This window comes from Niallia sp. FSL M8-0099, assembly GCF_038006945.1.
GTDB lineage: Bacteria > Bacillota > Bacilli > Bacillales > Cytobacillaceae > Niallia > Niallia circulans.
The window spans coordinates 2,457,623-2,480,854 of sequence record NZ_JBBOWF010000001.1 but is presented as its reverse complement, the minus strand read 5'-3'; the positions used below and the strand labels follow the sequence as shown (position 1 = coordinate 2,480,854).

General features: G+C 34.9%; 20 protein-coding genes. 19 read left to right on the top strand and 1 reads right to left on the bottom strand.

Translation table 11 applies throughout. The features are described from left to right. Positions 1–30: 30 nt before the first annotated feature. On the bottom strand, positions 31–624 hold the full coding sequence (locus tag NSQ92_RS12265; RefSeq protein ID WP_047940433.1) for a MerR family transcriptional regulator: 594 nt from the start codon (positions 622–624) through the stop codon (positions 31–33). A 313-nt stretch (positions 625–937) separates the two neighbouring features. Between NSQ92_RS12265 and NSQ92_RS12260 the strand changes: the two genes are divergently transcribed. From NSQ92_RS12260 to NSQ92_RS12170, 19 genes are all read left to right on the top strand, one after another. Then, the gene (locus NSQ92_RS12260) at positions 938–4,039 is read left to right on the top strand and encodes a GNAT family N-acetyltransferase (RefSeq protein ID WP_341152824.1); all 3,102 of its coding nucleotides are present in this window, start codon (positions 938–940) and stop codon (positions 4,037–4,039) included. Further along, positions 4,026–4,886 (top strand): amidohydrolase family protein, encoded by an 861-nt coding sequence (locus tag NSQ92_RS12255; RefSeq protein WP_047940435.1) that lies wholly within the window; start codon positions 4,026–4,028, stop codon positions 4,884–4,886. The genes NSQ92_RS12260 and NSQ92_RS12255 overlap by 14 nt, the downstream gene beginning before the upstream one ends. Before the next feature lie 146 nt (positions 4,887–5,032). Next, positions 5,033–5,689, top strand: a complete 657-nt coding sequence (locus NSQ92_RS12250; protein ID WP_047940436.1) for an HD domain-containing protein — start codon at positions 5,033–5,035, stop codon at positions 5,687–5,689. Further along, positions 5,670–7,556: a ribosomal protection-like ABC-F family protein gene (gene abc-f / locus NSQ92_RS12245; RefSeq protein ID WP_047940437.1), complete on the top strand. Its 1,887-nt coding sequence runs from the start codon at positions 5,670–5,672 to the stop codon at positions 7,554–7,556. The genes NSQ92_RS12250 and abc-f overlap by 20 nt, the downstream gene beginning before the upstream one ends. A gap of 69 nt (positions 7,557–7,625) precedes the next feature. Further along, a complete protein-coding gene (locus NSQ92_RS12240; RefSeq protein ID WP_095259071.1) occupies positions 7,626–8,747 on the top strand; it encodes a conserved virulence factor C family protein in 1,122 nt (373 codons plus the stop codon). 97 nt (positions 8,748–8,844) lie between these two features. After that, complete coding sequence (locus tag NSQ92_RS12235; protein ID WP_047940439.1) at positions 8,845–9,279, top strand: BrxA/BrxB family bacilliredoxin; 435 nt, start codon at positions 8,845–8,847, stop codon at positions 9,277–9,279. A 179-nt stretch (positions 9,280–9,458) separates the two neighbouring features. Next, a complete protein-coding gene (locus NSQ92_RS12230) occupies positions 9,459–10,235 on the top strand; it encodes a class I SAM-dependent methyltransferase (RefSeq protein WP_047940440.1) in 777 nt (258 codons plus the stop codon). A gap of 121 nt (positions 10,236–10,356) precedes the next feature. After that, a complete protein-coding gene (locus NSQ92_RS12225; RefSeq protein ID WP_047940441.1) occupies positions 10,357–10,953 on the top strand; it encodes a YpjP family protein in 597 nt (198 codons plus the stop codon). Positions 10,954–11,029: 76 nt separating this feature from the next. Continuing rightward, on the top strand, positions 11,030–11,611 hold the full coding sequence (locus NSQ92_RS12220) for a TerD family protein (RefSeq protein WP_047940442.1): 582 nt from the start codon (positions 11,030–11,032) through the stop codon (positions 11,609–11,611). A gap of 36 nt (positions 11,612–11,647) precedes the next feature. After that, positions 11,648–12,430: a TerC family protein gene (locus tag NSQ92_RS12215; protein WP_047940443.1), complete on the top strand. Its 783-nt coding sequence runs from the start codon at positions 11,648–11,650 to the stop codon at positions 12,428–12,430. 274 nt (positions 12,431–12,704) lie between these two features. Then, positions 12,705–13,901: an HpcH/HpaI aldolase/citrate lyase family protein gene (locus NSQ92_RS12210; RefSeq protein WP_047940444.1), complete on the top strand. Its 1,197-nt coding sequence runs from the start codon at positions 12,705–12,707 to the stop codon at positions 13,899–13,901. After that, positions 13,843–15,201 (top strand): phosphoribosyltransferase family protein, encoded by a 1,359-nt coding sequence (locus NSQ92_RS12205; protein ID WP_341152823.1) that lies wholly within the window; start codon positions 13,843–13,845, stop codon positions 15,199–15,201. Before NSQ92_RS12210 ends, NSQ92_RS12205 begins: the two co-directional genes overlap by 59 nt. Before the next feature lie 2 nt (positions 15,202–15,203). Continuing rightward, complete coding sequence (locus tag NSQ92_RS12200) at positions 15,204–16,322, top strand: cysteine protease StiP family protein (protein WP_047940445.1); 1,119 nt, start codon at positions 15,204–15,206, stop codon at positions 16,320–16,322. Continuing rightward, positions 16,319–17,113, top strand: coding sequence for an HAD family hydrolase (locus NSQ92_RS12195; protein WP_047940446.1), 795 nt, complete (start codon positions 16,319–16,321; stop codon positions 17,111–17,113). Before NSQ92_RS12200 ends, NSQ92_RS12195 begins: the two co-directional genes overlap by 4 nt. A gap of 822 nt (positions 17,114–17,935) precedes the next feature. Then, positions 17,936–19,585, top strand: coding sequence for a YceG family protein (locus NSQ92_RS12190; protein WP_047940447.1), 1,650 nt, complete (start codon positions 17,936–17,938; stop codon positions 19,583–19,585). Continuing rightward, positions 19,582–20,685, top strand: coding sequence for a toxic anion resistance protein (locus NSQ92_RS12185; RefSeq protein WP_095259065.1), 1,104 nt, complete (start codon positions 19,582–19,584; stop codon positions 20,683–20,685). The genes NSQ92_RS12190 and NSQ92_RS12185 overlap by 4 nt, the downstream gene beginning before the upstream one ends. A 331-nt stretch (positions 20,686–21,016) precedes the next feature. After that, complete coding sequence (locus tag NSQ92_RS12180; RefSeq protein ID WP_047940448.1) at positions 21,017–21,628, top strand: TerD family protein; 612 nt, start codon at positions 21,017–21,019, stop codon at positions 21,626–21,628. A gap of 61 nt (positions 21,629–21,689) precedes the next feature. Beyond that, positions 21,690–22,268: a TerD family protein gene (locus tag NSQ92_RS12175; protein ID WP_047940449.1), complete on the top strand. Its 579-nt coding sequence runs from the start codon at positions 21,690–21,692 to the stop codon at positions 22,266–22,268. Between the two features lie 249 nt (positions 22,269–22,517). Next, positions 22,518–23,225, top strand: coding sequence for an anthrax toxin lethal factor-related metalloendopeptidase (locus tag NSQ92_RS12170; protein ID WP_061796437.1), 708 nt, complete (start codon positions 22,518–22,520; stop codon positions 23,223–23,225). Positions 23,226–23,232: the final 7 nt, after the last annotated feature.

The following is a 23,232-nucleotide window of genomic DNA, read 5'->3' as shown; positions in this document are numbered from 1 at the left end:
AAGATCCTTATTTTTTATGATAAGGAACGATTAACGATAAGAAAAGAGGCGGATAAATCCACTTTTTTTCTCCTTTGTTTCCCGCTCATTAAGATCGGCCAGCTTCTTTTTTCTAGATTTAGCATAGTATTGTTCCTCTTTTTCTTTTAGAACAATTGGATTTTCTAATAAAGTTATTTTTCTTTCTTGACTGGCAATATGTTCTTGTTGAAATTCGATATGCTCTTGCTGCTTTTTTAGTTGCTGTACTAATACTTGATTGAAATTTTTTTGAAGTTCTAATTCTTCTTTGATTGTTTGTAAATCTTGAAGAATTTTTTCCGTAGCTTCAGCGGCAATGGGGATAGAGGGTAAAGGGCTTGTCAGCTCATCTTCAATTTGTCTTAAAGACATTTGTTTTTCATTACGCATTTGTTTAACTTTTACTAAAATGTCTAAGCTTTTTTGATCGAAATATCGGTAGCCATTTTCGCCAATAATAACTGGTATGAGTGTTTTCAATTCTCTTAACCAATTTCGAACAACTCCAGGACCTTCATTAATATATTCTGCAGCTTCCTTCACACTTAATAATTTGCTGTTTTCTTCCTTAATCGTAAGTTCTTTTGATTGTATGCTTAACATTCTACACACCCCTCATTATAAAATAATCGAAACAGACCAATGGCAAGAAGGACGTTTAAAACCCTTGTCTTTATAATTTTCGCGAAAAGAAAAAAAAATCCTTTGACGAGCTTTGTCTAGTTTTGTTGGATATACATAATTATTAGAAAAATTATTATTATGCTATCTTTACAAAAATTCTCAATAATAATACGATAGAATAGGAATATTGGAAAAACATTCCTACAATAAAGAAAGGAGGAGTTAGGATGAATACAAATAAAGAAGTAACAATGCAAACAAAAATGGAAAATAAGAGGAAAGAGGGTTCTTAGTGGAAAAGATAATCAAGGGTTCAGAGGCAATTAAAATAGTAAGCTACCATGATGGTCTTGCTGGTAAAGTGGCCGACATGTGGACAAAAAGTAAAGATTCTTGGGGAGGAACAGGAAAAACAGAAGAACAAGTACGCGATCAACAGCAAAGCTCAGATAATATTGATACATTCTTAGCTGTTATAGGAGAAGAAGTAGTAGGGTACTGTGGTTTTTCTGTTTATAAAGAAGATGCAGGGGCCTTGTATGTTCCTTTATTAAATGTTCGTCCAGATTATCATGGCAAGAAAATTGGTAAGCTGCTTTTACTGCATGCCCTCAATGCAGCGACAGAATTAAAATGGCCAAGACTTGATTTATATACTTGGGCAGGTAATCTTAAGGCAGTTCCATTATATAAACGCTGCGGTTTTTTTTGGGAGGATAATGACCAATATACTCATCTTATGAATTTTATCCCAACTGTCCGAAATGATGAAGTAATGAATCATTATTTAAAGAACATGGATTGGTATGCAGATTTAAAAAGAAATCTTGAAATAAAGCCAGATGGGATGCTTAAAAGAGGTTTTACACATTATGAATATATTTGGCAAAAAGAAACAGAGACTGTTGTTGTAAAATTTGAAAAAACAAGTAGAGGAATCTGCTCTTTGGAAACAAAGGATTTTCAGATTGAATTAACAATGGACAATCATAAATGTATAGAAGAAATAGAGCATAAGGTCTATTTAAAGATGAAAAATAAAACAGCAAACCCGCTTTCCTTAGAAGCATTGGCAGATAATCAGGGCAGAATTCAATGCAGTTTTCAAAGTTCACAAGAGATAAAGGGTAATCAAGAAATAGCGATTTCTTCTCCCTTTACGATTAAAAAAGGAGAAGAACCTGTAGATGGAAAGACCTTTCCAGCATTAAAGGTTACAGTTAGAATTAATGGATTAGAAACAAGCTTACAACTGGGGGTTTTCCCGCAAGCGCCTATTTCTATAGAGGGAAAGGAAATAGAGGCCATTTTAGCGAATGGAATGAAGACTTACTTAGATTTAGAGATTAGTAATAATTTAGAAAAAGATATTAATGGATATTTCACCATTCCCAAAAATGGCCACTTATATTTTGAAGGGGATAAGTATTCATTCGCACTGGCTAAAAAAGCGAAGAAGTGGATTCGAATTCCGGTTCAAGTGAAGAGCTGCGGCAGTTTTAAAGAAAAAATCATAGGAGAAATTGTGGAGAATGAGCAGGGGATTTTAACATTTGAAAAGGAAATTGCGCTTGCCTTAAAAGGGATTGGCGAACAGTTTGTAGTAGAACAAGAAAAGAGTTGGCAGGTTTATAATGGTCCACATCAACTTACCGTAAGCAAAATAGATCTTACGACAGAAATTGCTCATACAGACTTTGCTCTGTTTGCACCGTCTATTGGAAAGCCTTATTCCAATGAGCTGTCTAAACAAAAGCCATATAAAGTTCGTACAGAAAAGACTGGAAACAGTATTAAACTAGAGCTATTCTTTAAGTCTAATGCTTTTCCGTATCTGGATATTATGTTAACAAATCAGCTCTTTGCAGAAGGGTTGATTAAACGTTGGATAACAATTACTAATAATAGTTTGGAAGAAAAAGAAATCAGTGTACAGGAAACATTTTTTGACATATGGCAGAATCTCTATTTCCCTTTAAATGGGGAAGTTGTTTCCTTTAATGAATGGAACCTAGTACAACCTTTTGAATTAAATTCAAAGGATATAACGGGGAATTGGTATTTTACTTCTCCAAACTCTACCCCATTCGGTGTTGCATGGGCTAAAGAGGCCCGCATCAAAATGGATAATTGGAAGGTGCATGTAGAGGCGACAAGCATACTCGGAAAAAATGAATCCGTTGCTTTTTCGCCCATTAGTGTAAATATCGGTGCCTATCGTAATTGGCAGCAATGGGAGTTAGCAGCAGAAGGGTTACAGAGAGAGCACGCAAGTACTGTTACCCCAGGATTTAAGGTTGAATTTAATGAGGCAAATCTCATTATAGATAGAGATAATGACTTAAAAGTACGAATAAAGAATTATAGTAATCAAGCAATACAAGGTGAAATGACCATAACAATGAATGAAAGACAGGGAGATTCACAGAGAATTGATACGGGGGCATCAGAAATCTACCAAATTCAGCCTCAAAGGGATCTTCAATTAGGGCTAAACATAGTGAAAACAACCATTTCTTTGCCGGCAAAAATAATAGATAACGATGATTTATTTTTTGTGCCAAGCAGAAAGAACATGACAACAGAAGTAAAAATAGAAGAAGGAGTTACCGTATACCATGTTTCGAATGGAATAGTATCTTTTAAAGCTTCTCCTGCTTACTATCCAGGCGTCTATTCTTTAGTAGTAAATGGGAAGGAATGGTTGGAGCATGCTTTTCCTAAGCCTATCGCAAAAAGTTGGTGGAATCCGTGGTGTGGAGGTATAAAAAACGGTCCGCCAGATTTAAATGTATTTTCTCTCTTAAAGGAAGAGACAGCTTGTGCATTTACTAGTCTAAAAGATATCCATCATAACGAATGGACTGGTGTGAAGCTGGTAACAACGATAAGGCATCATGAGAAATGGAAGGGGTTAAAGTATGAACAATATTTCCTTACAATGCCAGGGATTCCTTTGCTCATTACATTTATAGAAATAATCGATGATGCAGGCAGACGTATGGCAGAAGAAGAATGGCATACAAACCTATTTATCACTTGCAATGAGGAGGAAAAAGCTGTTCTCCATATTCAGGATAACAAGGTGAGTACGAAACAATATATGGTTGCTTCAGAAGAGCAAGAAGTTAATATAAAGGGTCATTCCTATTTATCGCTAGAGCAAGAAAAGTGTTATTATATTGCAAGTGATAAATCAAAAGGTATAGATTTTTATAGTAATAAAGATGTGATACAGTTGATTTCCTATGCTAAGTGCAGAAGAACAGAGAACCGCTTATTTACAGAACCAACCTATCTTCTGTTTACCGAGGGGGAATTACAGTCTTCTTTAGTTAATAAGGTAAGGCAAATAGCATTTTCAGAAAGGGAATACGTAGATGAAAATAATTGATGCCCATATACACTACTCAAATATTGGATCGTTTAAAGAGACAGCTCGAGATCTTTCCTTTGTAGATTATAGTTATAATGGCTTGAAAGAAGAGATGAGGAAGGCTGATATTGTCCTTGCGATTGGGATGGGGGTTACAGAAACGCCGGAGATGGGCTTTCCTGATTATAAGGCCCAGACTCCAATGGGATTAGATTTGGACTTATTGGTTCCAGACAATGTCGTCTGCTGTGCTGGGATAAATCCATATGATATGGATTTATCGGCACAAGAACGATTAGAGCAGGAGATTCAAAAGCCACATGTTGTGGGAATAAAAATTTATTTAGGCTACTACCCTTTTTATGCCTATGATGAAGTATATGAACCTGTTTATCGACTAGCAGAAAAGTATCAATTACCAGTTGTGTTCCATACTGGAGATACATACTCTGAAAGAGGATACTTAAAATATAGTCATCCTCTAGCAATTGATGAAGTGGCTGTGAAACATCGTAATGTGAATTTTATGATGGCACATTTCGGTGATCCTTGGACATTGACTGGTGCGGAAATTATTTATAAAAATTCGAATGTATATGCCGATTTATCTGGTTTAATCGTTGGAACAAAAAAAGAACTGGAAGAAGCACATGAAGGGATTTTTCTCGATCATTTACGCCATGCATTAGTTTTTGCCCAATCATATGATAAATTGCTTTTTGGGACAGATTGGCCGCTAGCCCCATTTGAACCATATATAGAGTTTATAAAAAAGCTCATTCCAGAAACTTACCATGAAGACGTATTTTATCGAACAGCATTGAAGGTATTTCCAAAAATAAAGCCCTTTTTAAGTAAGAAATAGGAAATGAATAATGAAACGAAAGCCGGTGTAGAATAGTTTTATTTTCTACTCCGGCTTTCATATTTATATTGATTGTTCTTTCATATTCGAAAAACTACTTTTCATGATACAATATGGACATAATAGATTGCTGGATGTGAGAATAAATGAAGCTTATTACGAAAGTTGAAAATATAATAAAGCAAGAGATGGAGAATGATGCTAGTGGTCACGATTGGTATCATGTAGATAGAGTACGTAAAATAGCCTTATTACTTTCAGAAAAAGAAGGAATTGGGTATTCTCATACTATTGAACTATCTGCGTTATTGCATGACATTTCAGATGAAAAATTAAATAAATCAAAAAGCGAAGGGCAACGGAGATTAGCAAATATACTAATGCAGATTCCAATTGCGAATCAAGAGAAGGAACAGATTAAAGCTATCATCGAAACAGTTGGCTTTAAAGGAGGAAATGGGATAACTCCCAATGGCCTGGAGGCAAAAATAGTCCAAGATGCTGATCGATTAGATGCGATTGGAGCACTTGGCATCGCTCGTACTTTTGCTTATGGAGGAAGTATAGGAAGTCCTATCTATGATCCACATATAGCAGTAAGGGAAAAGATGACAGAAGAAGAATATCGAAAAAACAACTCATCTTCTATTCACCATTTCTATGAAAAACTATTGAAAATTAAAGACCATTTACATACAGACAGTGCTAAAAAAATGGCCGTGGAAAGGCATCAATTTATGGAAAGCTTTCTAAAAGAATTTTATAAAGAATGGAATGTACAAAATGAAGAGTATTTCAATTGAAAATGTAACAAAGACATATGGAGAGAAAAAGTTATTTGAAAACATCTCTTTTTCAATAAGTGAAAAAGAACGGGTAGGTTTAATTGGCATCAATGGAACTGGGAAATCATCCTTATTAAAAATTGTTGCAGGAATAGATATTCCAGACGAAGGAGATATCATAGCACCCAAGGATTTTCGTATAGCCTATTCTGCCCAAAGTCCAGAATTAAATCCAGATCTTACCGTATTAAACCAAGTATATGCTGGTGATGCACCGGTTTTAGCATTAGTTAAAGATTATGAAGCAATGATAATGGAAATCAACCATGATCCTGAGAACAATAAGCTTCATGAAAAATTATTTGATTTACAAAAAAGAATGGATGCTTTAAATGGCTGGGAAGTTCATACAAATGCAAAGACGGTATTAATGAAGTTAGGTATTACTAATTTTAATAAGAAGATTGGCGAATTGTCAGGCGGGCAAAAAAAACGGGTTGCTTTAGCACAAGTTCTGATTCAAGAACCAGATTTGCTTATTTTAGATGAACCGACAAATCATCTTGATTTTGAGGCAGTTAAATGGCTGGAAGATTATTTAAGCAGGTACACAGGAGCACTATTATTAGTAACGCATGACCGCTATTTCTTAGATCGTGTCACAAACAGAATGTTTGAATTAGATGGGGGCAATTTGTATAGCTATAAAGGCAATTACGGTGACTTTTTACAGGCCAAAGCTATCAGGGAAGAAAATGAAGCAGCTACTCTTGATAAGCAAAAGAATTTATTTAGAAGAGAATTAGAATGGATTAGAAGAGGGGCAAAAGCGCGTTCTACTAAACAAAAAGCCAGAATTCAGCGTTTTGACGCATTAGATGATAAATTAGCTAATGTTAAAGCTAAAGATAAATTAGATATCTCCTTGAAAGGTAGTCGATTAGGTAAGCAAGTCTTTGAATTGCTGGGGGCAAACAAACGTTTCCATGATAAAATAATCTTAAATAATTATAATTTGCTTGTAAAACCAGGGGATAGAATTGGAATAATTGGTAAAAACGGGACTGGTAAATCAACTTTCTTAAATATTTTAGCAGGCAAGGCACCCCTTGATTCTGGCGAAAGAATCATTGGTCAAACAGTAAAAGTGGCTTACTATACGCAAGAAAATGAAGATATGGATACATCTAAAAGAATGATTGAATTTCTAAAAGAAACGGCTGAAGTTATAGAAGCCTCCGATGGAAAAGTCATTACAGCTGCCCAAATGCTGGAAAGATTCTTATTTCCTCTTCATACCCATGGAACGATTATTGGGAAGCTATCTGGTGGGGAAAGAAGAAGACTTTATTTGTTGAAAATACTAATGGGAGAACCAAATGTACTCTTATTAGATGAGCCGACAAATGATTTAGATACACAAACATTAATGGTTCTGGAAGATTATTTAGAAGATTTTAATGGTGTGGTTATTACCGTATCCCATGATCGCTATTTTCTCGATAAGGTTGCTGAACAACTGTTGATTTTAAAAGGAAATGGTGTTATCGACACCTATTATGGCAATTACAGTGAATATTTAGAGGTGGAGAGAAAAGAAGATCAACAAATAAAAGATAAAACAGAAATACCACTTGCTAAAAAGGAAGTAAAAGAGAAAAAAGTAAGACTAAGCTATAATGAACAAAGGGAATGGGCAACCATTGATGAGAATATTGAAAAAGTCGAAGAAAGATTAGCTAAAATAGAAACAGAATTAGCCGAGACTGGCAGTGACTTCGAAAAAGCAGCTGAGTTAATGAAAGAGCAAGAACAATTAAATAACCAATTAGAACACCTAATTGAACGCTGGAGCTATTTATCTGAAATCGCTGATAATTCGTAGAAAAGCTGTTTATTTTCGATATAGCATTAAGCGTGATAAGATAAATGTTGAAAAAGAGGGGGATGGAAAATGAGAATTATTTCTATAGAGCCAACACCAAGTCCTAATACGATGAAAATTAATTTAGACCAAGAGCTGCCAATGGGAAAAAGTAATAATTATAAGGTTGATAATTCAGCGGAAGCACCTGAATTAATTCAAAATATCCTTTCCATTGAAGGGATTAAAGGGGTTTACCATGTAGCTGATTTTCTAGCGGTTGAAAGAAATGCCCGCTATGATTGGAAAGAATTACTTTCAAAAGTGCGGAATGTCTTTGGGGAGGACGAGGCTACAGAGGAGTCAAAAGAGATAAATGAACATTATGGAGAGATAAATGTTCAAGTTCAAATGTATAAAGGGATTCCCATGCAAATTAAATTATCGGATGGCACTGAAGAAAGAAGGTTCGGTTTACCTGATTCCTTTATTCAAGCAGTATCAGAAGTTCGTACACCTGAAGATAATGTAGTAATGACTCGTAAATGGAAAGATTTCGGCGTGCGCTACGGTGAATTTGAAGAAATTGGGCATGTAATGGTGGAAGAACTTGTTGCAGCATACCCACAAGAGCGAATTAATGCGATTATTGAGCATGCAAAAAATCCGCAAACTGAAGCAAATGAAAAACCGGTACGAGTGCGAACAAGGCTGTCATTTGCAGATTTAGAGAATCCAGATTGGAAAGTTAGATATCAAAAGCTGGAACAAAGCGAAGATCCTACAGTAGATGATATTCCTGTACTAACGAAAGCATTAGATGATGAAAAACCATCTATCCGCAGACTTGCGACTGTCTATCTTGGAATGATTGAAGATACAGCTGTTCTTCCTTCCTTATATAAAGCATTAAAGGATAAAACGGTAACAGTGCGGCGTACTGCAGGAGATTGCTTATCCGACTTAGGGTTTCCAGAAGCAATGGAAGAAATGATCCATGCATTAGATGATAAAAGCAAGATTGTTCGATGGAGAGCCGCTATGTTCTTGTATGAAGTTGGAGATGAGAGAGCATTGGCTGCACTTAAGGCTCATGAGGATGATCCAGAATTTGAAGTGAGCTTACAAATAAAACTAGCAATTGAGCGAATTGAACTAGGAGAAGAAGCAAAAGGTTCTGTTTGGAAACAAATGACCGAAGCGCGAAAATAAGCTGTAACTATATTTTCCTAATGCTAAAGATTGTACGAAAAACATTTCTAATGTATATTTAGGAATAGAATATACGTATATTATGGAGGGATTACTTATGTCAATGGCATATGATGAGTATATGAAACAAGTGGTAAAACCGATGAGAGCAGAATTAACCCAAGCAGGCTTTGAAGAATTGCTGACAGAAGACGCTGTGGAACAATTTATTGAAACAAACAAAGGTACTTCTTTAGTAGTGGTTAATTCTGTTTGTGGTTGTGCTGCAGGTTTAGCAAGACCAGCAGCAACGCAGGCAGTGCTTGCATCTGAAAAAAAGCCAGATCAACTAGTAACAGTATTTGCTGGCCAAGATAAAGAGGCAACAGCAAAAATGCGCGAATTTTTCGGGGATATTGAGCCTTCTTCTCCGTCCATGGCATTAATCAAAGATAATAAAGTTGTTCATTTTATTCATCGCTACGATATTGAAGGAAATTCAATGGAAGCAATTATGGAAAATCTTGTATCAGCTTTTGAACAATATTGCTAAAAACTTGGTTCATGAGAATAAAGGGTTACCTTTTTTCTCATGGACTTTCTTTTTTAGGTTTTTTGTATAGGGTTTATATTCGTCGATAGATAATTTAAATTTATCTATTTTATAATGATGACCTAATCTTAACATGATTCGTATTGAATATAGTATTACATAGAAGTAGGAGAAAAAATATGATTGTAACAACTGCCGGTAGGACAAATAAGGACATGCAAATTCTCGCAGATAGAATTGCCAAAGACTTCAACTGCAGATATGTCAGGAGAGAAAAAGTATCTATTCAGCACTTAAAAGAGCAATATCAATCAGATATTCTGATAATTGGGAAAAATAGATTTGAGTTCTGTTCGTTAAATGGAGAGGAGCCTTTCTTTTTTCACCCAAATTCAGCAGTCTTTCGAATAAAAAGGCTGATGAATAAGGAAAATGATCCTTTTATTGACGCAACCAATTTAACAAAGGGAAAGAGTTTCTTAGATTGTACTTTAGGACTTGCTTCAGATAGTATTGTTGCAAGTTATGTCGTGGGCAGTAGCGGAAAAGTGGAAGGATTAGAAGCGAATCAAGTGATTGCTTTTCTTGTAAAAGTAGGTTTGAAAGAATGGGAGACGAGTAATGCCGCTGTTGATGAGGCAATGCGAAGGGTTACAGTCAAGCATATTAACGCATTAGAGGCACTTGCTCGAAAAGAAGACAATAGTATAGATTGCGTATATTTTGATCCTATGTTTGAGGAAACTATTTCATCAGCTGGAATCAACCCGTTAAAACAACTAGCACTTTATGAAGAAGTGTCGGTAGAATTAATCAATCAAGCAAAGCGAGTGGCGAAAGAAAGAGTCGTATGGAAAGATCATTTTAGGAGCAGCAGATTTAACCAATTTCAATTTGAACAGGTGAAGCGTAAAACAGCTAAATTCCATTATGGAATCTGGTTAAAAAAAGAATAATAAAAAAATAACCTCTATGATAAGGATAATAGTAGAAGATTAGCTAGTAAATAATATATACTTATTCTATAAATATTTTTTCATATATTAACATCAGGATGCGGAAAGCGAGGTGTAATAAATGCCTAATTGGCTTCGTAAAAGCCTGGTCGTATTTGTTTCTATTTTAACGTTTGGTCTTGTTTCACCATCACCAGCAACCTTTTTAAATAATAATAATAATGATAAGAAACCAATTGATGAGCGAGAAGTACCATTTGCTAGAGAAAGTATCGAAGATGAAGCGATATTTGTTGATAGTACTGAGGGAAATTTCTCAAGAGCAGATTTTATCAGCAATATGATGAAGGAAGCAGAAGCACAAAGCTATTTAAAATTCGGGCCAAAAATTAAACCAGTAATTGAAGATGAATTTCGTTTAGTTGTTCTTCCAAATATGGAAAAAGCAATTAATGAAGTAACGCATATTTTTCCAGAAGAAGAGTTAAGTTATTTAACAGTAACTGAATTTCCTGCTGCAGGTACAAGTGAACGGATATTTCATATTACGAGAGATAACGAGGATATTATCCGATTTCATGTAAGAAGGGATCGTCCCCCACAGGAAGGTTATTATTTTAACTTCCATTACCACACGTATCATGATCAATTCCAAACTCATTATGCACTTGGAGAAATTTACTGGGATAAAAATACTCCGCCAAAGTGGATGAGCTAAAAAGGGGAAATTGAAACTTTTTTATCTATGATTACGTAAAGGAACTATACTGAAAAAACTTGGAGGTAGAAAGATTATGGCAATTAGTTTATCCAAAGGACAAAAAGTAGATTTAACAAAAGGCAATCCTGGTTTATCAAAAGTAATTATTGGTTTAGGCTGGGATTTAAATAAGTATGATGGCGGAACTGATTTTGATTTAGATGCTTCTGTATTCTTACTTGGCGAAAATGGAAAAGTAACAAATGATGCTGACTTTGTATTTTACAATAATCCATCAGGTGGAAATGGTGCGATTGTTCATTCCGGAGATAATCGTACAGGCGCAGGCGAAGGAGACGATGAACAAATTATCGTAGATTTAAAAAGTATTCCAGCTAATATTCAACGTGTTACTTTTACGATTACCATTCATGATGGAGAAGCAAGGAATCAAAATTTCGGACAAGTTTCTAATTCATTTGTACGTATTGTTAACGAAGAATCTAATGAGGAATTGATTCGTTACGATTTAGGAGAGGATTTCTCTATTGAAACAGCGTTAGTTGTTGGGGAACTATATCGTCATAATAATGAATGGAAATTTAGTGCTATTGGCAGTGGTTACCAAGGTGGTTTAGCTGCATTAGCAACAGACTTTGGTCTGCAAATTGGCTAAGACTTTATAAGCATATTTTAGGAGGAACCTTTTTTCATGGGGATATTTGAGACGATTATAGATACATATGCGCAGTTTTTTAACTGGCAAATGTGGGGTGAGGTACTAACAGACCCAGTCAGCTGGGGCTATATTGGAACACTTGTAATATTGGAAGGCTTGTTATCAGCGGATAATGCATTAGTTCTTGCCGTGATGGTTAAGCATTTACCACCAGAACAAAGAAGAAAGGCGTTGTTTTACGGGTTACTAGGTGCATACATATTCCGCTTTATAGCTATCGGTATTGGTGTTTATTTAATCGAATTCTCATGGGTGAAAATACTAGGAGCGGCCTATTTGGCCTATCTCTCTATTAAGTACTTCGTGGATCGTAAAAAAGCTGCGAATCAACCAGAAGACGGAGAAGAAGAGAATAAAGGAATCAACAAAAATGGAATTCTTATTCGCACATTCGGATTATTTTGGGGAACGGTAATTTCTGTTGAATTAATGGATATTGCCTTTTCAGTGGATAGTGTTTTAGCAGCATTTGGTGTCAGTAACCAAGTGTGGGTATTATTACTGGGTGGTATTCTTGGTGTGCTTATGATGCGTGGTGTAGCGGGTGTTTTCCTTAAATTAATTGATAAAATTCCAGAGCTGGAAGCAACTGCTTATATTCTAATCTTGATTATCGCAGTTAAGATGCTATTAGGCGTTTTTGATATTCACATCGAACATATTTATTTCTTCGGATTGTTAGTAATAGCATTTGGAGCAACTTTCGTTATTCACTTTAAAAATAAAAAGAAAGCAGAACAACAAGGCGAGGCTTAATAATTTTGAGGATATTTCTAGTTTCTGTCAATAGTTAGTACTAGGGATATCCTCTATTTTATTAATAAGAAAACTTCTTTGCTGTAACCCTTCCCGAAAACCTCTATAAAAACCTTATGGATGCAGCTAAAGCCATTCATAACGAAATAATACTCAAAAAATGAATTTTATAGTAAAATAGTAATAATTATCCTCTTTCAAACAAAACTATTTATTTGTGAATTTTCAGAATAGTATATAAATGGAATGAAAATACTGGAATGGAGCAAAGGAAATGAAATTATTCTCTGACTTAAATGAAAAACAATTGGAACGTCTTTTCTTCAAATTACCAGAAGAGGTGTTTAGCACTTCGGAGAAAGAAGTATTATCCTACGCACTTGCTTCGACATTGTATATGCCTGCAACTAGACCTAATATTTATCAGGACTTATTGAGAAAGAAACATCCTGCTTTAACCTCTATGGTTATTTGTCTGGAGGATTCTATTGGCGATCATGAGGTCGATTTAGCAGAAAGAAAATTAGTAGAAGAGTTAACCGATATTGATCATGCTATCCAAAATGGCTCCCTGATAAAGAGTGAATTGCCATTGATTTTTATTAGAATCCGTTCCATTGCGCAGTTTTTAAGTTTAATGGATATACTTGGTGATAAGATCGCTTTATTAACAGGTATTGTAATACCAAAATTTGAAGCAGAAGCAGGAGAAATTATTTTAAAGGAATTACAAAAATATAACAAGCTCGGATACTGTTTATATGCAATGCCGATATTGGAAACGAAAAAAATAATTGAAAAAGAAACGCGAATGAATGAGCTTCTCTCCATAAAAAAAGTGCTTGATGATTATAAGCACTTAATTTTAAATGTTAGAATAGGTGCAACTGATTTTTGTGGATTATATGGGATACGTAGAAGCCCAGAAACAACCATATATGATATTGCCATTATTCGAGATTGTATTTCAGATATTATTAATATATTTACACGGGCAGATAGTGCCTATGTTGTTTCTGGACCAGTCTGGGAGTATTTTACGACGAAAGAAAGATTTCTAATTCCTCAATTAAGAGAGACACCTTTTCGAAAACGTTATGGAAAAGCAGGAATGAGTATGCGAACACAGCTAATTGATAAACATATGGACGGATTAATAAGAGAAGTTATGATGGATATAACGAATGGATTAACAGGGAAAACGATTATTCATCCGACCCATATAAAGCCAGTTCAGGCATTAAACGTTGTTTCCTATGAAGAATATTTGGATGCATTAAATATTATGGATAGCAATAATGGAGAAATTGGTGTTATAAAAAGTAGTTTCTCCAATAAAATGAATGAAATTAAGCCTCATTTATATTGGGCGCAAAAAATTATTTTAAAATCAAAGGTTTACGGGGTGTTCCATGAAGGATTTACATACATTGACTTACTTAAACAAGAAAATTTCATTACCAATCATTGATCATTTACAGATGGACATTTATGTTAAAGAAAATCCATTTCAGCTTCCTATCGAGGACTTTTTTAAAATGGCTTCAAGAATCAATAAAAGACGGGCGTTTTTATTTGTCAGTAGACTACTGGGAAAGCATTTGCCAATAGAACCAAAAAAAGGTCTGCTAACAGGTTTTATGCTTGCAGCGAGATATGAAGAAATTATGACAGGAAAGCACTCACCGCAAAAGGAGAAATTATTGGAGATTTATCATGATTCCTCTTTGCCTTTCCTGGATAAGCCTTTTATCCAAAAAGAAGTTTGCAATCCTATTATTATTGGCTTTGCCGAAACAGCAACTGCACTTGGCCACTCTTTTTTCAAGGCTTTTAAACAAGCATCCTTTTTTCATACCACAAGAGAAAAGATTAACGAGCTGGATCCAATCATTTCATTTGAAGAAGAACATTCACATGCCACTTCCCATCGATGTTACGTAAAAACGGATATTCTTGCTAATAATCGGGAAATAATTCTCGTTGATGATGAACTCACAACTGGAAAAACAGCGATTAATATTATCCGAGATCTCCATAGAAACTATCCAAGAGATAAATATACGGTGGCATCCATTCTCGATTGGCGCTCTAATAAATGGCAATTAGAAATGAAAGCTCTTGAAGAAGAGCTGCAAATAACGGTGCAATCTGTCTCCTTATTGAAAGGTAGTTTTGAATTAGTTGGGGAGCAAATAAATCTTACACCTAAAATGGAGAGTTTGGTAACAAATGAAGGGAATCCATTGATAGAATATATTAGTCTAGAAAATTATGTGAAAGATCGCATTGTGCCATTGACGTCTTCAAATCTTGCGGGTGAGTGCAATAGCTTCCGATATTTAAAGGATACTGGCAGGTTTGGGATTCATACAGAAGAAGGAACAGATGATTGGATAAAAGAGGCTGCAAAGATGCTCAAGAAGAAGAGGAGGGGAACTAGTCTTTGTGTCGGAACAGGAGAATTTATGTATATACCCATGAAGTTAGCTAGCTTCATGGGGGAAGACATATCTTATCAATCGACTACAAGAAGTCCAATTTATCCACATAATGAAGAGCATTATGGAGCTCAAACAGCATATTGTTTTGCAAATCCAGAAGATAAAGAGATTGTAAATTTCTTATATAATGTAAAGCCTAATCAATATGATGACATATTTTTATTCTTTGAGAGAAATGTGAAAGAAGATAGCTTAAAAGAGCTGCTGACGGCATTAAAAGCAGTTCAGGTAAAAAAGATTAATATCGTCTATTTTAGCGGGAGGTAAAGATGCATTTAAACATAAATGAGCAAGTGAAATTCGGATCTTATAATAGTGAAGATGTCATTTTTCTTTTGAAAAATTTAAACGGAATTATACTAGAAGGTTCCACCGAGGAACGAGAAAAAAAGATTCAAAGTGGAGCACATTATAGCGAAACATTACCAATCGAATATAATCCACCAGAACAGTATTTACAGCTTTTTTGGAAGACACTGCATGATTATAAAGATAAGGTAGCACTTAGTACCGCAGTTGTCGCAGAGCAGATTTATCGTAAACATGGAAAACAAACGGTCTTAGTTTCATTAGCAAGAGCTGGTACTCCTATTGGGATATTAATTAAGCGATATTTAAAAGAAAAATATCATGTTTCTTTACCGCACTATAGTATTTCGATCATCAGAGACAGAGGGATAGATGAAAATGCCATTAAGTACATATTAAAAACACATAAAGGATCTGCTATCCAATTTATTGATGGATGGACAGGTAAAGGAGCTATTTCAATTGAATTAACAAAAGCCTGTGAAAGTTTTTTTAATAAATATCAGGTTCACTTAGATGATACATTAGCTGTACTGGCAGATCCAGGATACTGTACTACACTCTATGGTACGAGAGAAGATTTCTTGATACCGAGTGCTTGCTTAAATTCCACTGTGTCTGGACTTGTCAGCCGTACCGTACTAAATGAAAGATATATTCAAATGGATGATTTTCATGGTGCTAAATATTATCAGGAATTAGAGCCATATGATGTATCAAATATTTATTTAGATAAAATTACTGAGGCTTTTCAAAATATTAATTCAAAGCAAGTTGAAGAAAGAATGAATGAGAATGGCTTTGATCAATCCGTTGATTTTCGAGGGATGAAAGAAGTTCTAGCCATTAAGGAGGAATTTCATATTGAGAGCACGCATTATGTTAAACCAGGCGTTGGAGAAACTACAAGAGTCCTTTTAAGAAGAGTGCCATGGAAGGTTTTAATGAAAGATCCGGATAGTCCTTATGTGCAGCACATCGTTTTGCTTGCCGAAGAAAGAGGCGTAGAAATAATTCCATATCCCCAAATGAGCTATACATGCTGCGGTTTGATTAAAAAGGTTGTGCAAGAGGGATGAAATTATTTGCATCTGACTTAGATCGAACATTAATTTATTCCAAACGTGCTTTAGAAGAAATGGAAACTCCTTGGAATCAATCGATGATTGGGGTCGAAGAGAAGAATGGGAAGTATGTCTCTTTTATGACAAAGGAGAGCTATGGTTTATTGAAAGAGATTGCTTCCCACTATTTATTTATTCCTGTGACAACAAGAACATATGAGCAATATAAGCGGATCTTTATATTTGAAAGAGATGTACCGGTATCTTACTGTGTAACCAGTAACGGGGCAAGAATACATCATAATGGAGAAATCATGAAAGAGTGGGAAGAAAGGCTAAAGCGGAAGCTTGGTGTGGAATGTATCGAAAAAGAGGAGATATTGGAAATGCTCCGAGAGTATTCTCTCCCTGGAGAATTGAAAATTGCTGATAATCTTTTCTTTTATTATGTGCTAAATACCACTATAGACTCCGATTTAAAAATACAACTAGCAAAAATAGCAGCAGCAAATGGCTGGAATATCTCATTGCAAGGAAGAAAGCTTTACTTTATGCCGAGTCCTGTTTGTAAAGGAGAGGCAATAAAGTATATAAAGGAACGAGAAGGAATCGAGCAAACAATTGGAGCTGGAGATTCCTTATTGGATCTACCTTTTTTAAATATATGCCAAACAGCGTTTATTCCTAGGCATGGCGAGTTAATATGTGGTGAATCAAGTAGATACTCTCATAAAGCCACAGCTCATAAAGGTGCGTCTGCTGGAGAAGAAATCTTAAGAAAAGTTTATAAAGAATTTACTCTTTAACGACTCTAAGGCGACCGAATCACGGTCGCCTTAGAGTCGTTAAAGAGATGGATTTGAATGAAGATAAATATATTTTATAGATCATCAGGTGAATCTTTTATCAATTTGAGCAATAAACAATAAATGGCGACAAAGAATAAATAGCAGCAAACAAATATAATAATCCCAAATAAGATAGATTCGAAAAAGATGGCCATAAAAAAACTAATTATTAGAGAAATAAAGATTAAATCAATAAAAACATACATGTTGGAAGATAGAACATTTTGCACATAATTTAAATCTGTCTCAATTTCATGATATGTGTATTTTCGAAAAAATGATCTCATAGTTAGCACCTACTCGCCTATTGTACTGTATTATATGCACAAACAGAAGGTTAGGTGCTAAAAACACAGGTTGAAGAGTATAAAGAAAAATCTTACGAAAGATTTCAGTGTGACGATAAAATGATTTAGTAAAATTAAATGGGATTTTTATGTGCTGCTTGTGGTGGTTAGGGGGGAACTCCTGTAGGATAAGCGGGATAGCCTGAGACCTTGCAGTCTGAAAGCAGAACGCGGCTAAGCGTGAACCCCTGAAACAAAAAGCAATAACCCTATACATAGGATATACTATAGACAAACTTATAATTCTAAAATTCTGTGGGTTTATATACAGTTTAAAATCTTACGAAAGATTTCTTTTCGGACTACAAAAAATGAAACTTTTTTATTAAAAATTCGTAAATAAATATAAAGTAGAATGTTTAGTGTTTACAAGGAGCTATGCTATGATAAAGATAGAAAGTTATCTTTGGTTTAAAATTAGGAAGTGGAGAAAATGAATAAAGACTTTTATACCATTAATAATATAATACTTCCATTGTCTGAAGAAAACTGGTTTAAACTTTTGCTAAAGCCTATTAAAGAAAGACCATTATATGATACCAGTAATCGTATATTTACTTTCGGGCAGGCAGTCGTTAAACTACTGGGAATATCGCTAGACGAGGATGAATATTATAATCAGCTGTTTAATTGGATACATAAAGATAATACTGGTTTACACTTATTAACAGATGAAACACTCGATAGGACAATCGATAATCAGCATTTCCAATCTATTCAAAAAGTATTTAATCGAATGAATGAGCAGAATTTATCCATTAATCGATTTGTTGCTTTTCTTGACGGAGAGAATGTACTGATAAAATCCTCTGTTCCAGCTATTCATCGGAAATTGCGGGAAAGTTTTATTAAAGTAATTCAGCATTTCGCAGAATTGGAAGAAAACGGCTTGAAAAATAAGGATTTAAGAAGATTAGTAGTGGATATTGTAAAATGGTCGATTAATCATTTACAGCCTGTCTTAGAAGAAACCGAATTAAATGAAAATATGCCTAAGTTTCTTTGGTATGGTGATGCAAGTAAAAGTCAGTCCTATTTTATCTATTATCTCCTTACCATTGGGTGTGATATTGTAATGGTTCATCCTAATGGCACAGATATTTTAGAAAAGTTAAAGCTAGATAAGGAGCTGTTTTTTCAGCATCAATATCCACAACGGAAAGAACCTGAAAGCTTTCCTACAGAAGAAAGAAAAAGAACAGCGACTGTAGCATATCGAGCGTCAAAGGAAATTGAGAGTATACTGCATCATGAGGGATCCAATCTTTATAAACCATGGCAATTTAGAGATTATATCCCCTTTTCGGTTACCCTAAAAACTACATATGATGAAATTTTTCTTTTGGAGAAAGAGCTTGCTATGATTCGACCAAACTTTGAAGTGAAAAATGGAGAAGTGCATATCCCTGCTATTTTTGCTAAAATATTTGGTGTAAGTAAAAATCGCAAAGAATACTGGGATCGTATTCACGGAATAGTCAATCGAGAGGATACGCTATTGATTAAAGATTTTCCGTTTACAAGAGCAATTATTAGCGATTACCGATATCATTATCGCGGAGCGCTGGGAAGAAACGGTTTACTTGATCCGGAAAAGATGATGAGTGCCCATTATTGGAATTATAAACAGCTGCCAACCGGCTTACAAAAAGGGATAGCTGCTGCAATTTCAAGAGTATGCTCAAGACCAGTACTTATAAAACAATCGGATGAATCAGATGAAGATGTAGCAATTTTTCTATTTTCACAATGTTTACTTATACCAGATGAACTTTTAAAAATGCTGCAAAAATTTGATTACTCTCAAGAAGTACCAAGTATTGTATTATTTAAAACAGAAAAAAGCGGCGTATTCACGCGAGAAGATGCAGCAATGTTAATTTTAATGAATGCATTGGGTGTTGATATTATTATTTATAATCCACCTGGACATGTCGATATGGAGAACTTTATACAAGACAATTTATTTGATGCCCATTGGCTCGAGGACGTTGTATTTGATATGGAGTATAAAGAGCCATCCTTTTTGAAAAGGGGACTGTTTGGCGGATTTTTAAAGAGTAGAAAGGGAGATAATGGATGAACATGCAACCATCAAATATAAACAATGCGGATAACCAGGTCGCAGAATTATTAACAGAAGAAAAAGTATCAGAAATTAAATTAGCGCTTAGAAATGAGCCAGAAGTGCAAAAATTGGCCCAGTCTATTGATGAAAAGGATCAAATTCAGATTCTTGAATTCGGGAAAGAGCCGGCAACGCAAATTTCAAAATTCTCCGATAAAATTCTTAACAATATGAGAACTACTAAAGTGGAAGATTCCGGAGAATTATTAAAACAGCTCGGCAGAATAATGGATAAATTTGATAAGAAAGATTTTGAAGATGCGTCAAAAGGTTTCTTTGGCAAACTGTTTAAAAAAAGCGAAAAGATTATGGAAAAACTTTTTGGGAAATATCAGTCTATGGGACAAGAGATTGATAAAGTATATGTTGAAATATCGAAATATCAAAATGAAATGGTTGATTCGACGACGATGCTTGATGAAATGTATGAGCAAAATTATCAATATTATTTGACGCTCGAAAAATATGCAGTTGCAGGGGCAATGAAGTCGGAAGAATTAAAGACACAAGTGCTTCCGCAAATCGAAGCTAAAGCAACTGCTGGAGATCAATTAGCGGGTATGCAGCTCGACTCCCTTAGAAATGCGATAGAGCTCCTTGATCAGCGGGTTTATGACTTAGAAATGGCCAAAATGGTTGCTCTGCAAACAGCACCGCAAATACGTTTGCTTCAAAGAGGAAATACAAAATTAATTGGAAAGATTAATTCGGCATTTGTTACGACGATTCCAATTTTCAAAAATGGACTAATCCAAGCTGTTGCTGCCAAAAGACAAAAATTAGTCGCAGATAGCATGAGTGAACTGGACAGAAGAACAAATGAAATGCTTGTCAAGAATGCGCAAAATATATCCCAGCAAAGCGTCGATATTGCAAGACTTGCAGGAAGTCCCAGCATTAAGATTGAGACGATTGAAGAATCTTGGAATATTATTATAAAAGGAATGCAAGAAACAAAAACAATTGAAGAAGAAAATAAGCGGTTAAGAGAAGAAGGCACAAAGAAATTAGAAGAATTACAAAATAACTTTAAGCAAATGAAACTTCAAGGTTAATGAGAGAGTTAATTCCAATCACTTTTTATGAATTATCATGAGAATAATTGATAAGAAAAGTGTTTCGAAACTCTATAAAGTTTAGCTGCATTGATTGAAATGGATATATTTTCTGAGGCGAGAAATTGTCTTAGAAAATATATCATCCATCTTAACATAAATCGGGAAAGATACTAGTTTATTACTAGGAGTTTGATTGCACTTTAGAATCATAAGATAGTAGAGAAATATTAAAAGACGTTATTTTAGAGCTAAATAATCGGTGTGAATTAGTGTTAAAATAAAAAACTTTAAAAAAGTAAAATTATATCATACATAGGAGTTGGGAATATTGGCGATTAATTTGCAAAAAGGTCAGAGAGTTGATTTAACAAAAGGGAATCCAGGATTAAGCAGAATTTTAATTGGACTTGGTTGGGATCCTGTTCAACAAAATAAGGGCGGGGGCTTATTCGGTTCTCTTTTTGGTGGAGGACAGGCAGCAAGTATTGACTGTGATGCATCTGTAATTATGGTAAATGAACAAGGAAAGGTTCAAGCAAATAGTGATGTTATTTATTTTGGCAATTTAAAAAGTCGCGATGGCAGTGTAATCCATTCAGGCGATAATTTAACAGGTGACGGGGATGGAGATGATGAACAAATCCGCGTTGATTTAAGTAAAGTTCCTGCACATATACATAAACTCATATTTGTTGTTAATATTTATGATGCAGTAAAAAGAAGACAAGATTTTGGAATGATTCAAAATGCCTTTATTCGAATTGTTAACCCATTGACGAATCAATCACTTATTCACTACAATTTATCAGATGATTATGCAGGGAAAACTAGTGTAATAGCTGGAGAATTATACAGACATGGACAGGATTGGAAGTTTGCGGCTGTTGGCACAGGTACAAATGCTGGTAGTTTAGGAGAGTTGGTTAAATCGTTTTCATGATAGGGGTAAAGCAATAGTAATTTGAGGATCCATCTATTATTTGACGAGGGAGGAATAGAAATTGAGTATTAATCTTTCTAAAGGACAACGAATTGATTTAACTAAAACAAATCCAGGCTTAACAAGAGCAATTATTGGATTAGGCTGGGATATTAACCAATATGACGGTGGGGCTGGCTTTGATTTAGATGCATCGGCATTTATGGCCGATGACAATGGGAAAGTGATAAATGATGTGGATTTTATCTTCTATAATAATCTTATTCATCCTAGCGGCGGTGTGGAACATACAGGTGATAACCGTACAGGAGAAGGCGATGGGGATGACGAGCAAATCATTATCGATTTCACAAAAATCCCTGCACATGTAAGCAAAATTGGGATTGCGGTAACCATCCATGACGCTGAAGCAAGAAGACAAAATTTTGGACAAGTTTCAAATGCATTTGTTCGCGTTGTAAATGAAGATAATAATATGGAGATTCTCCGATTTGATCTAGGGGAAGATTTTTCAGTTGAAACAGCTGTGATTGTATGCGAACTTTATAAACATGGCGGAGAATGGAAATTTAACGCAATAGGTAGCGGCTTTTCTGGAGGACTTGCTGCACTATGTCGGAATTATGGTTTAGAGGTTTAATGAGGAAAACTATTAAAATTTTGTCTTGATTTTTCTCCTTGCTGACATATGTCCAAAAGAGTGAACATAGAAGTATGCGGTGATTTCTCTATGTTTTATTCTTTTGGATTTTTTTAGGAATTCTTACCCAATATTAACTAGTATTTTGCGTTGACTCCCCATGATATAATTTTAATAGATTAGTATATTCTTATCCGATGAATGAGTAATGGATAAAAAGTGCAGTCCGTTTATTGGGGAGGAAGAGGGATGAGATGGCTCAAAAGATTGGCACCAGTAGGAATGATAGCAGCAACCAGTATTCTTATGGGAAACTCACAGCTTCCAAATAATGAAACATACTTAAAAAATCTGTCTGATTTAACAGTTGTTAAAGCACATCTTTCCACCGATGCAAAAGAAAATTTAGGGAATATTATTATACTGCCTGATGCGAAGTTTGACCAAACAGAAGCAGCTACTATAATTGAAAGATTAAATAAGTTACCTCCTACGCTATTAAATAAGATACAATCTAGTGGAATAAAGGTGAAATTATTTACAGGTAAATTAACAGATAATAAAACGGCACAGAAATTCGCTGGTATTATTCCTAGAGGATACACCTCCCAAAAACCATGGGATGATGTACCTGGTATTGGGGGAGGCAAGGTTGTGCTAGTGAAGATTGGCGCAAGCGAAAAGGGAAAAGGTCATAGTTCAGTTAATTTAGAGTATCATGAATTAGCCCATTCTATTGACTATAAAATTTTAAAATATGGAAGTAAAACAGAAGGATATAAAGCAATATGGAATGAAGAAAAAAGTAGACTATTTCCAACTAGACAATATTTTCTACAATATGCGGAAGAATATTTCGCCGAAACATTTGCTATGTTTTATGTTGGTGGAACGGAAAAGGAAAAACTTTTTGAGTATGCTCCAAAAACATATCATTATATCGCTTCTATTCAATAGCTTGATT

Coding starts and splice junctions, on each gene's coding strand:
- NSQ92_RS12265 (WP_047940433.1), bottom strand. CDS start 624: ATGTTAAGCATACAATCAAAAGAACTTACGATTAAGGAAGAAAACAGC.
- NSQ92_RS12255 (WP_047940435.1), top strand. CDS start 4,026: ATGAAAATAATTGATGCCCATATACACTACTCAAATATTGGATCGTTT.
- NSQ92_RS12250 (WP_047940436.1), top strand. CDS start 5,033: ATGAAGCTTATTACGAAAGTTGAAAATATAATAAAGCAAGAGATGGAG.
- abc-f (WP_047940437.1), top strand. CDS start 5,670: ATGAAGAGTATTTCAATTGAAAATGTAACAAAGACATATGGAGAGAAA.
- NSQ92_RS12240 (WP_095259071.1), top strand. CDS start 7,626: ATGAGAATTATTTCTATAGAGCCAACACCAAGTCCTAATACGATGAAA.
- NSQ92_RS12235 (WP_047940439.1), top strand. CDS start 8,845: ATGTCAATGGCATATGATGAGTATATGAAACAAGTGGTAAAACCGATG.
- NSQ92_RS12230 (WP_047940440.1), top strand. CDS start 9,459: ATGATTGTAACAACTGCCGGTAGGACAAATAAGGACATGCAAATTCTC.
- NSQ92_RS12225 (WP_047940441.1), top strand. CDS start 10,357: ATGCCTAATTGGCTTCGTAAAAGCCTGGTCGTATTTGTTTCTATTTTA.
- NSQ92_RS12220 (WP_047940442.1), top strand. CDS start 11,030: ATGGCAATTAGTTTATCCAAAGGACAAAAAGTAGATTTAACAAAAGGC.
- NSQ92_RS12215 (WP_047940443.1), top strand. CDS start 11,648: ATGGGGATATTTGAGACGATTATAGATACATATGCGCAGTTTTTTAAC.
- NSQ92_RS12210 (WP_047940444.1), top strand. CDS start 12,705: ATGAAATTATTCTCTGACTTAAATGAAAAACAATTGGAACGTCTTTTC.
- NSQ92_RS12205 (WP_341152823.1), top strand. CDS start 13,843: ATGAAGGATTTACATACATTGACTTACTTAAACAAGAAAATTTCATTA.
- NSQ92_RS12200 (WP_047940445.1), top strand. CDS start 15,204: ATGCATTTAAACATAAATGAGCAAGTGAAATTCGGATCTTATAATAGT.
- NSQ92_RS12195 (WP_047940446.1), top strand. CDS start 16,319: ATGAAATTATTTGCATCTGACTTAGATCGAACATTAATTTATTCCAAA.
- NSQ92_RS12190 (WP_047940447.1), top strand. CDS start 17,936: ATGAATAAAGACTTTTATACCATTAATAATATAATACTTCCATTGTCT.
- NSQ92_RS12185 (WP_095259065.1), top strand. CDS start 19,582: ATGAACATGCAACCATCAAATATAAACAATGCGGATAACCAGGTCGCA.
- NSQ92_RS12170 (WP_061796437.1), top strand. CDS start 22,518: ATGAGATGGCTCAAAAGATTGGCACCAGTAGGAATGATAGCAGCAACC.